Source organism: Pseudomonas sp. S07E 245 (genome assembly GCF_019599025.1).
Lineage (GTDB): Bacteria > Pseudomonadota > Gammaproteobacteria > Pseudomonadales > Pseudomonadaceae > Aquipseudomonas > Aquipseudomonas shirazensis.
The window spans coordinates 3,807,940-3,821,090 of sequence record NZ_CP080625.1; the positions used below are offsets into that span (position 1 = coordinate 3,807,940).

The 13,151-nt window shown below is 62.6% G+C and carries 11 protein-coding genes; 9 read left to right on the forward strand and 2 right to left on the reverse strand.

Translation table 11 applies throughout. The features are described from left to right. The first annotated feature begins 3 nt into the window (after window positions 1–3). The gene (gene rarD, locus K3F44_RS17585) at window positions 4–891 is read left to right on the forward strand and encodes an EamA family transporter RarD (RefSeq protein WP_101322429.1); all 888 of its coding nucleotides are present in this window, start codon (window positions 4–6) and stop codon (window positions 889–891) included. A gap of 232 nt (window positions 892–1,123) precedes the next feature. On the opposite strand, the gene K3F44_RS17590 is transcribed toward rarD, so the two are convergent. After that, window positions 1,124–1,642, reverse strand: coding sequence for a glycine cleavage system protein R (locus K3F44_RS17590; RefSeq protein WP_220632672.1), 519 nt, complete (start codon window positions 1,640–1,642; stop codon window positions 1,124–1,126). Between the two features lie 448 nt (window positions 1,643–2,090). Between K3F44_RS17590 and K3F44_RS17595 the strand changes: the two genes are divergently transcribed. Then, window positions 2,091–4,271, forward strand: coding sequence for a malate synthase G (locus K3F44_RS17595; RefSeq protein WP_220632673.1), 2,181 nt, complete (start codon window positions 2,091–2,093; stop codon window positions 4,269–4,271). A 35-nt stretch (window positions 4,272–4,306) separates the two neighbouring features. On the opposite strand, the gene K3F44_RS17600 is transcribed toward K3F44_RS17595, so the two are convergent. Then, the gene (locus tag K3F44_RS17600; RefSeq protein ID WP_101322432.1) at window positions 4,307–4,750 is read right to left on the reverse strand and encodes a response regulator; all 444 of its coding nucleotides are present in this window, start codon (window positions 4,748–4,750) and stop codon (window positions 4,307–4,309) included. Window positions 4,751–4,976: 226 nt separating this feature from the next. On the opposite strand from K3F44_RS17600, the gene K3F44_RS17605 reads away from it, so the two are divergent. The 7 genes from K3F44_RS17605 (at window position 4,977) to K3F44_RS17635 (ending at window position 13,088) form a co-directional block, all read left to right on the forward strand. Next, entirely contained in the window at window positions 4,977–6,914 is a 1,938-nt protein-coding gene (locus K3F44_RS17605; protein WP_101322433.1) for a putative nucleotidyltransferase substrate binding domain-containing protein, read from the forward strand. Beyond that, entirely contained in the window at window positions 6,911–7,624 is a 714-nt protein-coding gene (locus tag K3F44_RS17610; RefSeq protein WP_101322434.1) for a PolC-type DNA polymerase III, read from the forward strand. The genes K3F44_RS17605 and K3F44_RS17610 overlap by 4 nt, the downstream gene beginning before the upstream one ends. 97 nt (window positions 7,625–7,721) lie before the next feature. After that, entirely contained in the window at window positions 7,722–8,240 is a 519-nt protein-coding gene (locus tag K3F44_RS17615) for an RNA polymerase sigma factor (RefSeq protein WP_150571148.1), read from the forward strand. Further along, entirely contained in the window at window positions 8,237–9,193 is a 957-nt protein-coding gene (locus K3F44_RS17620; RefSeq protein WP_101322436.1) for a FecR domain-containing protein, read from the forward strand. The genes K3F44_RS17615 and K3F44_RS17620 overlap by 4 nt, the downstream gene beginning before the upstream one ends. Before the next feature lie 106 nt (window positions 9,194–9,299). Further along, window positions 9,300–11,732 (forward strand): TonB-dependent siderophore receptor, encoded by a 2,433-nt coding sequence (locus K3F44_RS17625; RefSeq protein ID WP_101322437.1) that lies wholly within the window; start codon window positions 9,300–9,302, stop codon window positions 11,730–11,732. Between the two features lie 67 nt (window positions 11,733–11,799). Continuing rightward, window positions 11,800–12,912 carry a PepSY domain-containing protein gene (locus K3F44_RS17630; protein WP_220632674.1) on the forward strand — a complete coding sequence of 371 codons (1,113 nt, stop codon included), beginning with the start codon at window positions 11,800–11,802 and terminating at the stop codon, window positions 12,910–12,912. After that, the gene (locus tag K3F44_RS17635) at window positions 12,909–13,088 is read left to right on the forward strand and encodes a hypothetical protein (protein WP_101322439.1); all 180 of its coding nucleotides are present in this window, start codon (window positions 12,909–12,911) and stop codon (window positions 13,086–13,088) included. The genes K3F44_RS17630 and K3F44_RS17635 overlap by 4 nt, the downstream gene beginning before the upstream one ends. Window positions 13,089–13,151 lie beyond the last annotated feature (63 nt).

Below are 13,151 nucleotides of genomic sequence, written 5' to 3' on the forward strand. Positions count from 1 at the left end.
GGCATGCACGCTGCAAACCCGCGTCGCGGGTATATTCTCGGCCTTACGGCCTACATCATCTGGGGCCTGTTCCCGCTGTACTTCAAAGCCATTCAGAGCGTGCCGGCGGTCGAGATCATCGTCCACCGGGTGCTCTGGTCGGCGTTGTTCGGTTCGCTGTTACTGTTGGTGTGGAAGCACCCCGGCTGGTGGCGCGAGTTGCGCGATAACCCCAAGCGCCTGGCAATCCTCGCCTTGAGCGGCACATTGATCGCCGGCAACTGGCTGACCTATGTCTGGGCGGTAAACAACGGGCGCATGCTCGAAGCCAGCCTCGGCTATTACATCAACCCATTGATCAACGTGCTGCTGGGCATGCTCCTGCTCGGCGAGCGTTTGCGGCGACTGCAGTGGCTGGCGGTCGGCCTGGCAGCGGTCGGGGTCGCACAGCAGGTGTGGCAGGTCGGCAGCCTGCCGTGGGTGTCGCTGGTGCTGGCGCTGACCTTTGGCTTCTATGGGCTGATCCGCAAGCAGGCACCCGTCGCGGCACTGCCCGGGCTGGTAGTGGAGACCTGGATGCTGGTGCCGCTGGCTGCGGGCTGGCTGTTGCTGCACCCGGCTGCCAGCAGCACGCAGGGGGATTTCTTCAGCAGCACTGAAGCGCTCTGGCTGATTGCCGCCGGGCCGGTCACGCTGGTCCCGTTGGTGTGCTTCAACGCAGCCGCGCGACACCTGCCCTACACCACCTTGGGTTTCCTGCAGTACCTGGCACCGAGCCTGGTGCTGTTGCAGGCGGTGCTGCTGTTCGACGAGCACTTGTCGTCGAGCACGCTGGTCGCATTCATGTTCATCTGGGCCGGTTTGGCGCTGTACAGCGTGGATGCCTGGCTTAGAGTGAGCAAGCGCACCTGATCAATAAATAACCAAAAGCCTGCAGGCCACAGCTGGCGTGGCCTGCAGCAACCTCTCCAGAGGTTATCCACATGCTGATCCCCGCGCTTTGTGCACAAGCGCCTGATTACTGAGCGTTTTTTGCTCAATCCTCGGCAAGCGGCATGGGCATTGGGCTGAAGCGGTACGCCCCCAGGTTATCCACAGGGACGTCCCCGTAAATCAGGGATAACCGCACCGCCCTGGCTGTGGACTATTCTTCGGCGCGCAGCTCAAGTTCGACCATCAAATCATCGGCCAGCGCTTCCAGGCTCTGCTGCAGATCCTCCAACGAAAGCGCCATCGGCAACGCCAGCAGCGCGTTGGCGTGGAACAATGGCTCGCTGCTCATCGGCGCCGGGCGTACTTCAGTGGTGAAGCGCTCCAGATTTACCCCCTTGTCTGCCAGCAATCGGGTAATGTCGCGAACGATACCTGGGCGGTCATTGCCCACCAGTTCCATACTGATTGGCTTCCAGTTAGCCGCAGGCTCGGCGCCGCTCTCGGCGACCAGTACGCGGATGTTGTGGCTGATCAGTTGCTCCAGCGCTTTGACCAATTCAGCGTGGGACTCAGCCGGCACCGCCACCCGCAGGATCCCGGCAAACTGCCCGGCCATGCGCGACATGCGGCTTTCCAGCCAGTTGCCGTTGTGGCTGGCGATGCACTGGGCAATGCGTTCTACCTGCCCAGCCTGGTCGGGGGCGATCACGGTCAATACTAGGTGGTCCACTGCGTACTCCTCTGCCCTGCCAAGGTTTCAGCCAGGCCGAACATGGCGCAAAGGCTGGCAATCGAGTGAGTATAGGCAAGCTGTGGCAACCTGCCGCAGGGCAGTCTGAATGACTAATCGTGTACTGTTTCAAGATTTATCTGGAACAATCTACCTGTTTTTTGCGAACATGCGGCTTCCCAGCGTGACCCTATGCGACCAAATGGTCGCACAGCGACGCTTTTAGTCTGATGTTCACCCGCCTGCTGCTTCATGTAGTATGCCCCGACGCGGACTACAAAACGTCGCTGGATGTCTGCCGATGGCGCCTGTGAAAATACGCAAACCGCCCGCCAGCGCGTCTGGCAGGCCGCACCCAGCCGCCTGCGGGCATGTACTGGTGCGTGTTTGAAGAAGCGCTACAGGCTTAATACGATGAGCGAAATAGCTGAGCAGAGTGAGGCAAGCAATGACTGAACACGTTCAAGTCGGTGGCCTTCAGGTCGCCAAGGTGCTGTACGACTTCGTCAACAACGAAGCCATTCCAGGCACCGGCATCGTCGCCAAGGATTTCTGGCTCGGTGCGGAAAAGATCATCAACGACCTCGCTCCGAAGAATAAAAACCTGCTCGCCAAACGCGACCAGCTGCAAGCCCAGATCGACGCCTGGCACCAGGCGCGTCAAGGCCAGGCTCACGACGCCGCAGCCTACAAGGCATTCCTCCAGGAAATCGGTTACCTGCTGCCAGCAGCTGAAGACTTCCAGGCAACCACGCAAAACGTCGACGAAGAAATCGCCAGCATGGCCGGCCCACAGCTGGTAGTACCGGTGATGAACGCGCGCTTCGCCCTCAACGCCGCCAACGCGCGCTGGGGTTCGCTGTATGACGCGCTGTATGGCACCGACGCCATCAGCGAAGAAGGTGGCGCCGAAAAAGGCCAGGGCTATAACAAGGTCCGTGGTGACAAGGTCATCGCCTTTGGCCGCGCCTTCCTCGACCAGGCTGCGCCACTGGCTGCTGGCTCGCACGTCGACTCCACCGGCTACCGCATCGATGCCGGCAAGCTCGTGGTTGCGCTCAAGGGCGGCAGCAACAGCGGCCTGCGCGACGATGCACAGTTGATCGGCTACCGTGGCGAGGCCGCGGCGCCAACCGCAGTCCTGCTCAAACACAACGGTCTGCACTTCGAAATCCAGGTCGACGCCAGCACCCCGGTCGGCAGCACTGACGCCGCCGCCGTCAAAGACATCCTGATGGAATCGGCCCTGACCACCATCATGGACTGCGAAGACTCGGTTGCTGCAGTCGATGCCGACGACAAGGTGGTGGTTTACCGCAACTGGCTGGGCCTGATGAAAGGCGACCTGTCCGAAAGCGTCAGCAAGGGCGGCAAGACCTTCACCCGGACCATGAACCCGGACCGCGAGTACACCGCACCGAACGGCGGCGGCAGCGTAAGCCTGCACGGTCGCTCGCTGCTGTTCGTGCGCAACGTTGGTCACCTGATGACCAACCCCGCAATCCTCGACGCGCAGGGCAATGAGATCCCGGAAGGCATCCAGGATGGCCTGTTCACCGGCCTGATCGCCTTGCACAACCTCAAGGGCACCACCACCCGCAAGAACAGCCGCACCGGCAGCGTCTATATCGTCAAACCGAAAATGCACGGCCCGGAAGAAGTGGCGTTTGCCGCAGAAATCTTCAGCCGCGTCGAAGACGTGCTGCAGATGCCGCGCAACACCATGAAGGTTGGCATCATGGACGAGGAGCGCCGTACCACGGTCAACCTCAAGTCGTGCATCAAGGCTGCGGCCGAGCGCGTGGTGTTCATCAACACCGGCTTCCTTGACCGTACCGGTGACGAAATCCATACCTCGATGGAAGCCGGCGCCGTTGTGCGCAAGGGCGCCATGAAGAACGAGAAGTGGATCGGCGCCTACGAGAACAACAACGTCGATGTCGGCCTCGCCACTGGCCTGCAAGGCCGTGCCCAGATCGGCAAGGGCATGTGGGCCATGCCTGACCTGATGGCGGCCATGCTCGAACAGAAGATCGCTCACCCATTGGCCGGTGCCAACACCGCCTGGGTGCCGTCACCGACCGCCGCGGTACTGCACGCCCTGCACTACCACCAGGTTGATGTGCAGGCGCGTCAGGCGGAACTGGCCAAGCGCCCGCCGGCCTCGGTCGATGACATTCTGACCATCCCGCTGGCAGCCGACACCAACTGGTCCGACGAAGAAATTCGCAACGAGCTGGACAACAACGCCCAGGGCATCCTCGGCTATGTCGTGCGCTGGATTGACCACGGTGTGGGCTGTTCGAAGGTGCCGGACATCAACAACGTCGGCCTGATGGAAGACCGCGCGACCCTGCGTATCTCCGCACAATTGCTCGCCAACTGGCTGCGCCACGGCATCGTGCGCGAAGAGCAGGTGCTGGAAAGCCTCAAGCGCATGGCGGCAGTGGTCGATCAGCAGAACGCTGCCGACAGCTCGTACCGGCCAATGGCGCCGAACTTCGACGACAACGTTGCCTTCCAGGCAGCGCTGGAGTTGGTGCTCGAAGGTGCCAAGCAGCCGAACGGCTACACCGAGCCGGTGCTGCACCGTCGCCGCCGCGAGTTCAAGGCGCGCAACGGGCTGTAAGTGGAGAATGCTAGGGCCGCTTTGCGGCCCTAGCTTCACTCAATCCGCAATTCCTTCCTCACCAGCCGCAACAGCTTGTCCAGATCCGGCGGCTTGACCATGAAGTCCAGCACCCCAAGGTGCATCGCCTTGACGGCCTCTGGCACCTGCGACTCCCCCGACACCACCACAATGGGCAAATCTGCCCGCACCGAACTGCGAATCTGCTTGATCAGTTCAAGCCCATCCACTGGCCCCATGCGCAGATCGGTGATCATCATGCCAATACGCGGTTCACGCCTGAGTGCCCGCAACGCAGCCAATGCGCTCGACGCACTGATGCAGCGAATACCTTTGCGATTCAGATACCAGGCCAGGGCCCTACGGCTGAGGATGTCGTCGTCGACCACCAGCACCAGCGGCAGTTGCGGCGGTGGCGCGCTGACCAAGGCCAACGCCTCGCGCTCGGCGTCACTCAGAATGTCGTCATGCTCACCCATGGTCTTCCCGTTGAAATATCGTCTGCACAGCGTATGACCACAAATTCGCCGAATGTGCTATCCGCCCGTGCAGCCAACGTCGCCGAACGGGCGTTATGCCCTCATAGACTTACGTCCAATGGGCACGAACCGGCCGCCAGCCGACCATGGGGACCGAGAACAACAAGGCCGACTTCACTATATATAGTTAGATATATATAGTTCGGCACAGCGATACGGTCAGCTCATGAGTAAAAAGGACGCCTACAGCCAAGCCGGCAGAACCGCGGTGTTGCAGAACATCCAGGGCACATTGCAGTTCCTGCAGCGCTTTCCGCCGTTCAAGCAGATGGAACACAGCCATCTGGCCTTTATGGTGGAGCAGTGCCAACTGCGCTTCCACGCCAGCGGCGAAAGCATCATCAAGCCCGCCGATGGCCCGGTCGAGCACTTCTATATCGTCAAGCAAGGGCGGGTCGTCGGTGAGCGCCAGCACGTCAGCCAGGCCGGGGTAGAAACCACCTTCGAGATCACCAGCGGCGAATGCTTCCCGCTGGCGGCCTTGCTTGGCGAGCGTGCGACCCGCACCGAGCACGTTGCCGGCGAGGACACCTTCTGCCTGCAGCTGAACAAAGCTGCGTTCATTCGCCTGTTCTCGATGTCGGATGTGTTCCGTGATTTTGCTCTGCGCGGCGTCAGCAGCCTGCTCGATCAGGTTAATCAGCAGGTGCGCCACCGTGCGGTAGAAAATCTCGGCAGCCAATATTCCCTGAATACACCTCTGGGCGAGCTGGCCATGCGTCACCCGGTGGTGTGCACTCCGGACATGCCCTTGCGCGAAGCGGTGCGCCTGATGCACGAACAGCAGGTCGGCAGCATCGTGATCATCGATCCGCAGCGCTTTCCGATCGGCATCTTCACCCTGCGCGACCTGCGTCAGGTAGTGGCCGATGCCAGCGCCGAACTGAGCGCGCCGATTGCCCTGCACATGACCGCCGCGCCGTTTTACCTGGCGCCGGATGCAACTGCGTTCGATGCGGCCATGGCGATGACCGAACGACATATTGCCCACGTCTGCCTGGTACATGAGCGGCGCCTGTGCGGGGTGGTGTCCGAACGCGATCTGTTCTCCTTGCAGCGGGTCGACCTGGTCCATCTGGCGCGCACCATCCGCCATGCGCCACGGCTGGACACATTGGTGTCGCTGCGCGGCGAGATCAGCCAGCTGGTCGAGCGCATGCTCGCCCACGGTGCTTCGTCGACGCAGATCACCCAGATCATCACCCTGCTCAACGACCACACCGTGTGCCGGGTGATCGAGCTGGCCCTGGCCGAGCGTGGCGATCCCGGCGTAGCATTCAGCTGGTTGTGTTTTGGCAGTGAAGGCCGCGGTGAACAAACCCTGTTCACCGATCAGGACAACGGCATCCTGTTCGAGGCCGACGATACTGCCCAGGCCGACGCCCATCGGCGCGCTCTGCTGCCGCTGGCGCAGTACATCAACCAGTGCCTGGCGCAGTGTGGTTTCAGCTTGTGCCAAGGCAATATCATGGCCGGCAACGCCGACCTGTGCCTGTCGCGCAGCGAGTGGGCGCGGCGCTTTGCCGGGTTCGTCCGCGAGGCCAGCCCGGAAAACCTGCTCGGGTCTTCCATCTACTTTGACCTGCGCGCGGTCTGGGGCGATGAGCAGGCGGTCGAACAATTGCGCCAGGGCATGCTTGCCCAGGTCCGCGACAATCGCATTTTCCAGCGCATGATGGCCGACAATGCCTTGCGCCAGCGGCCACCGGTGGGGCGCCTGCGCGACTTCGTACTGACCCGTCAAGGCAACGACAAGGCCGCCACCCTCGACCTCAAGGTGCAGGGCCTGACGCCGTTTGTCGACGGCGCCCGTCTGCTCGCCCTGGCCAACGGCATTGGCGCCTGCAACACCCTCGAACGCCTGCGTCAGCTGGTCGCCAGAGAAGTCATCGATGCCCTGGACGGCGCCGCCTTCGAAGAGGCATACCACTTCATCCAGCAAACCCGCATGCAGCAGCATCAACGCCAGAGCCGCGCCAACCAGGCCTACTCCAACCGGCTTGACCCGGACAGCCTCAACCAGCTCGATCGACGCATCCTGCGTGAGTCGCTGCGCCAGGCTCAACGCCTGCAAAGCAGCCTGGCCCTGCGGTATCAGCTATGAGTCTGTTTACCTGGCTGCGCCCTTCCCTGCCTGCCGCCGTCGACCCGGCCATGCGCCAGCGCCTGGCGCAATTGCCCAAGCCAGCGCCGCCAGGCGTGCATTCGCTGCGCGAGCAGCGCTGGGTGGTCATCGACCTGGAAACCAGCGGGCTCAACCTAAACCGTGATCAGGTGCTGTCGATCGGCGCAGTGGCTATCGAAGACGGCGCCATCGATTTCAGCCAGCAGTTCGAACGCACCTTGCACCGCCCGGCGCAGAAGACCAACCCCAGCGTGTTGATCCACGGCCTCGGCCCGGATGCCCTGGCCGCCGGCTCAGCGCCGGCAACGGCGCTGCTGGAGTTGCTCGAGTTCATCGGCGACAGCCCACTGCTGGCGTTCCACGCGCCGTTCGATCAGCACATGCTCGGCCGCGCCTTGAAAGACAGTCTTGGCCATCGCTTGCAGCACAGCTTTTACGACGTGGCCGAAATCGCGCCGATGCTCAACCCCGACACGGTAATGCGCGAGGCCGGCCTGGACGACTGGATCGGCCACTTCGGCCTGCAGGTGGATGAGCGCCATCACGCCAGTGCCGACGCCCAGGTCACCGCCGAGTTGGCCCTGATCCTGTTCAGCCAGGCCCGCCGGCAGCAGCTCGACAGCCCCCTGCAACTGAGCACGCGCCTGCAGCAATGGCGGCGGCGCAAGGCTCAGAGTCACAGTTGGTAATAGCTATCCGATAGACGTGGATTGCGTGCGGCCACCCGCCTCTGTAACAATCGCGAATAATTATCGTTAGTTAACGCATTCTTTCCGGGGAACGCTCTTGCCGTCTGCGCACAGTCCACATGCTGATCTGATCGGTGCGCTTTATCGCGACCACCGCAGCTGGCTGCTGGCCTGGCTGCAACGCAGCACGCGCTGCCAGCAACGCGCCGAAGACCTGAGTCAGGACACCTTCGTGCGCTTGCTCGGGCGTGACCAGTTGCCGGTGCCGCGTGAGCCAAGGGCGTTTCTTGCTGCAGTGGCCAAGGGTTTGCTGTTCGATCATTTCCGCCGGGCTGCGCTGGAGCAGGCTTACCTGGCTGAACTGGCGCAGATGCCCGAAGCCGAACAGCCCTCGCCGGAACTGCAACTACTGATTCTCGAAGACCTCAAGGCCATCGACCGCTTGCTTGGCAAACTGTCGAGCAAAGCCCGCGCTGCGTTCCTGCACAACCGCCTGGATGGCATGGGCCATGCCGAAATCGCCGAGCGTCTGGGCGTTTCCGTCTCCCGTGTGCGTCAGTATCTGGCCCAGGGGATGCGCCAGTGCTACATCGCTCTGTATGGCGAGCCGACGTGAGCACCAGCCCGGTCTCGAACAAGGTGCTGGACGCTGCAATCGCCTGGAAGCTATGCCTGGACGACAGCCCCGGCGTGCCAGAGCAGCGTAGTGAGTTTCTACGTTGGCACGCTGCCAGCGAAGAGCACGCTCGCGCCTGGCGCCAACTGGGCATGCTCGACCAGCGTTTCAGCGCCGCAGTCGGCCCAGCGCGCAAGGCACTGCTGCAGTCGCGGGTCAGCTTGCGCCGGCGGGTTGGTACCCTTGGCGGCGGGCTCGCCAGCGTGCTACTGGTCGCCGCGCTGGTCCTGCAACTCGATGCACCGTCGCTGTCGCCGGGTTACTGGCTGGCAGATCAGCGCACCGCCACCGGCGAATTGCGCACCCTGCGCCTGGAAGACGGCACGTTGCTCAGCCTCAATACCCATAGCGCCGTGGATATCGATTTCGAAGGCAGCCAGCGCGTGATCGTTCTGCATCAGGGCGAAATCTCGGTTGAAACCGGCCATGACGACCTGCGGCCGCTGCTGGTGCGTACCGATGATGGTCGCCTGCGCCCACTAGGCACACGCTTCCTGGTCAAGCGCGAAGCGCAAGGCACGCGTCTTGAAGTGCTCCAGTCGCAAGTCGCGGCAATGCCGTCCAACCGTGCAGATGAGCAGGTCCTGGCAGCAGGCCAGCAGGTCATGATGACGGCCAATGGCCTCAGCCAGATCAGCCCGGTTGCGGCCGGCGCCGATGCCTGGACCCGCGGCATGCTGGTGGTGGACAACGTGCGCCTGGCAGATCTTATCGCTGAGCTGGGCCGCTACCGCAGCGGCCATCTGGGCGTCGCGCCCGAGGTAGCCGACCTGCGCGTGACCGGCAGCTTCCCGCTGACCGATATCGACCTGGCACTGGCCTCACTGACCCCTGCATTGCCGGTCAAGGTCGAGCAGCGCACGCCATGGTGGGTCAAGGTCGTCGCGCAATGAGCCGCTAGCGGCAGCGCCGATAAATTTATTTCGACAGGCCCCTGTCACTTTTCAATTCTCGCCCGGCAAGGAAGCACAAAGCACTTATCCGTCGAGGAGCCGCTGCATGTCCCGTGCCGTTGATCGTATCCTGCGCCCCAGCCTGATGGCTCTGGCGATTGCCCTGTCTATCCCGATGGCCAGCCCTGCTCTGCATGCTGCCGAGCAATCGCAACTCGCCTATGACTTGCCCAGCGCGCCACTGGCGACGACCCTGAATCAGATCGCAAGCCAGGCGGGTATCGCCCTGGCGATCGACCCAGCCCTGGTCAGCGGGCGCACCGCGGCGCCGGTCAAAGGCCAGTACGATGCCCTCGGCGCACTGCAGGCGGCCCTGCGCGGCAGCGGCCTGCAACTGCAGCAGAGCAGTGTCGGCAGTTACAGCCTGGTGGCCACGCCGGAAGGCAGCCTGGCGTTGCCGGAGACAAGTATCAATGCCAACTCCAGCTATGAAAGCGCATGGGGCGCGGTCGACGGCTACACGGCAACGCGCACCGCAGCCGGCAGCAAGACCGACACCGCCATCGCCGAACTGCCGCGCTCGGTCTCGGTGATCACCCGCCAGCAGATGGACGATCGCCCGGTGCTCAGCCTCAACGACGCCTTGCGCTACACCGCTGGCGTACAAAGCAGCGGCTACGGCTCCGACTCGCGCAACGACTGGTTGCTGGTGCGAGGTTTTGTCCCGACCCAGTTCCTCGACGGCCTGCCGTTGCCCCGAGGCAATTACGCGACTCCCAAGATCGAGCCGTGGAACCTGGAGCGCATCGCCGTGTTGCGCGGGCCGGCTTCATCGGTTTACGGGCAGACGCCGCCCGGCGGTCTGCTCGACATGACCTCGCGCCGGCCGCAGGCGCAGAGTGCACACGAGATCGAAGTGCAGGCTGGCAGCAATCAACACAAGCAGATCAACTTCGACAGCACCGGCAAAGTCGACGAGCAAGGTGAGTTTCTTTACCGCGTCAGCGGCACGGTGCGTGACAGCAATTCCCCGGTTGATCACATTCCAGACAAGCGCTACAACCTGGCTCCAAGCCTGACCTGGAACATCAACGACGATACCAAGCTGACCCTGATCACTCAGTTCACCCGCGACGATACCGGCATTACCGGGCAGTTCCTGCCGCTGCAGGGCACCAAGCTCGACAGCCCGGCGGGCAAGATTTCCCATCACAAGAACCTCGGTGATCCGGACTGGGAATCCTACGACCGCACTTACTATCACCTGGGCTACGCCTTCGAGACCCGTTTGAACGATGTCTGGCAGTTCCGCCAGAACCTGCGTTACGCGCGCAACGAGCTGGACTTCAAGGGTATTACTGCAGGCGGTCAGATCTGGCCCGCCGGTCCGGATGAAGCGGTAAGCGCCGACGGCACCGTGCAACGCACCGCCGGTATCGTTGAAGAAGACATCAGCCAGTTTGCCGTGGACAACAACTTCCAGGCCGACTTCAACACCGGCGTCGTCAGCCACACCGTGCTGCTGGGCCTCGATCACCAACGCTCCGACAGCAATGCTCGCTGGCGCTGGGGCTCGGCTGGCGTGCCGGCGAGCAACATCCACAACCCGATCTATGGTCAGGACTTCTCCAACGTCCAGTACTTCGACATGTACGACTACGACCAGAAGACCCAACAGACCGGCTTGTACGTGCAAGACCAGATGGCCTTGGACAATTGGCGCCTGACCCTCGGTGGTCGTGAGGACTGGGTTCACACCGGCACCACCTTCCACAATCAGGGTGATGCCACCAGCACCCAGCGCGACAAGAAGTTCAGCAGCAACGCCGCCCTGAGCTACGTCTTCGACAACGGCATCACGCCGTATATTTCCTATGCCGAATCATTCCAGGCGGCCATGGGTTCAGTGGTCAACAGCACCACTGCCTTCAAACCCACCGAGGGCAAGCAGTACGAGTTGGGCATCAAATACCAGCCACCGGGCAGCAGCGCGTTGTTCAGCGCAGCCGTGTTTGACCTGACCCAGGAAAACATCTCGGTTACCGAAGGCGGCGTGACCCGCCAGGTAGGCGAAGTGCGGGTCAAGGGCGTGGAGCTCGAAGCCACTGCCGACGTCAACGAAAACCTCAAGCTGGTGGGTTCCTACACCTACAACGATAGCGAAATCGTCAAAGGGCTCAGCGCTGAAGAAGGCAAGCGCATGGCTCAAGTACCGCGTAACCAAGCCACTGCCTGGGCGGACTACACTTGGCACAGCGGTGCGCTGGACGGCTTCGGGGTGGGTGTCGGCGTACGCTATGTGGGCGATACCTACGGCAACACGATCAACAGCGACTGGGGCCATGTCGGCTCGTACACCGTCTATGACGCCTCCGTGCATTACGACCTTGGCCGCTTGAACAACTCCTTCAAAGGCGTAACCGTCGCGGTAGACGCCAAGAACCTGTTCAACAAGGACTACCTGTCGACCTGTGATGGCTACTACTGCTATTACGGCGACGAGCGCAACGTGGTCGCCAGCGTGAATTACAAGTTCTGATGCAACGCTCAGCGGGCCTGCCGCAGTCTGGCATGCCCACTGACGCCCTCGTCAAGAGCCCGAAAAGATGAAAAGCCTCACCATCCGCCGCTGGTCGCAGGTCCACACCTGGAGCAGCCTGGTATGCACCGTGTTCCTGCTGTTGCTGGCAATCACCGGCCTGCCGCTGATCTTCCATCACGAACTGGAACACCTGCTCGGCGACGCCCCCGTACTGCGCCAGATGCCTGCCGATACCCCGCACCTGGACCTGCAGCAACTGGTGCTCAAGGCAGAACAGTATCGTCCTGGCGAAGTCATGCAGTACTTCGGCTATGACGAGGACGAGCCCAACGGCGTAGTCGCCATCACTGCCGCCACGGCAGGCAGCGATCCCAACGACTCGCACACCTTCATGCTCGATGCGCGTACCGGCGAAGCCGTGCCCATGCCGGCTGCCAACGGCGGCTTGATGATGACCATCCTGCGCCTGCACGTGGACATGTTCGCAGGGCTTGCCGGCAAACTATGGCTGGCGTTCATGGGCCTGTTGTTCGTCGTCGCGATCATCTCCGGCACGGTGCTGTATGCGCCGTTCATGCGCCGCTTGCCGTTCGCCAGCGTGCGCCAGGACAGATCGCCGCGCCTGCGCTGGCTCGACCTGCACAACCTGATCGGCATCGTGACCCTGACCTGGGCGCTGGTGGTTGGCGTCACCGGGGTGATCAGTGCCTGTGCTGACCTGGTCATCGCCGCCTGGCGCAACGACAGCCTGGCAGCAATGGTTGCACCCTACCGCGACGCGCCGCCGCTGACCGAGCGTGCGTCGGCCAGCCAGCTGCTGCAGATCGCAACTGCCGCTGCACCGGGGATGCGTGCCGACTTCATCGCATTCCCCGGCACACGCTTCTCCAGTGAGCACCACTATGCCGTGTTCATGAACGGCGCCACGCATCTGACCTCGCACCTGTTCACCCCAGTCCTGATCGACGCCACCACCCTCGCCGTCACAGCAGTCGGCGAGCGGCCCTGGTACATGGACGCGATGGGCCTGTCGCAACCGCTGCACTTTGGCGACTACGGCGGACGGCCGATGCAGATCCTTTGGGCACTGCTCGACGTGCTGACCATCGTCGTGCTCGCCAGTGGCGTTTATCTCTGGTGGGGCAAGCGCCGTACCGGCGCGAAGGCCAAGCCATGAGCCATCGCTCGCAATCCACCTGGCGGATCTTTACCTGGCCTGTGCTGATCGCGCTGCTGGGTGCAGGGGGGCTGTTCGCCGCGCTGCTGGGTGACGATGGCTGGGATGTTCTGGCCTGGGTCGGCCTGGGCATTCCTGGCGTGCTCGGCGTGCGGGCACTGATCAGGCGCAGTTGAGTTATCTGGCTACAACCACAGCAGGTTTGCCGTACCTAGGATGCAGGGTCCCCCATGACAAGG

Bases quoted from the DNA above. Each gene is read 5' to 3' on its own strand.
- rarD (WP_101322429.1), top strand. From the start codon at position 4: ATGCACGCTGCAAACCCGCGTCGCGGGTATATTCTCGGCCTTACGGCC.
- K3F44_RS17635 (WP_101322439.1), top strand. From the start codon at position 12,909: ATGAGCCATCGCTCGCAATCCACCTGGCGGATCTTTACCTGGCCTGTG.
- K3F44_RS17610 (WP_101322434.1), top strand. From the start codon at position 6,911: ATGAGTCTGTTTACCTGGCTGCGCCCTTCCCTGCCTGCCGCCGTCGAC.
- K3F44_RS17605 (WP_101322433.1), top strand. From the start codon at position 4,977: ATGAGTAAAAAGGACGCCTACAGCCAAGCCGGCAGAACCGCGGTGTTG.
- K3F44_RS17600 (WP_101322432.1), bottom strand. From the start codon at position 4,750: ATGGGTGAGCATGACGACATTCTGAGTGACGCCGAGCGCGAGGCGTTG.
- K3F44_RS17625 (WP_101322437.1), top strand. From the start codon at position 9,300: ATGTCCCGTGCCGTTGATCGTATCCTGCGCCCCAGCCTGATGGCTCTG.
- K3F44_RS17595 (WP_220632673.1), top strand. From the start codon at position 2,091: ATGACTGAACACGTTCAAGTCGGTGGCCTTCAGGTCGCCAAGGTGCTG.
- K3F44_RS17630 (WP_220632674.1), top strand. From the start codon at position 11,800: ATGAAAAGCCTCACCATCCGCCGCTGGTCGCAGGTCCACACCTGGAGC.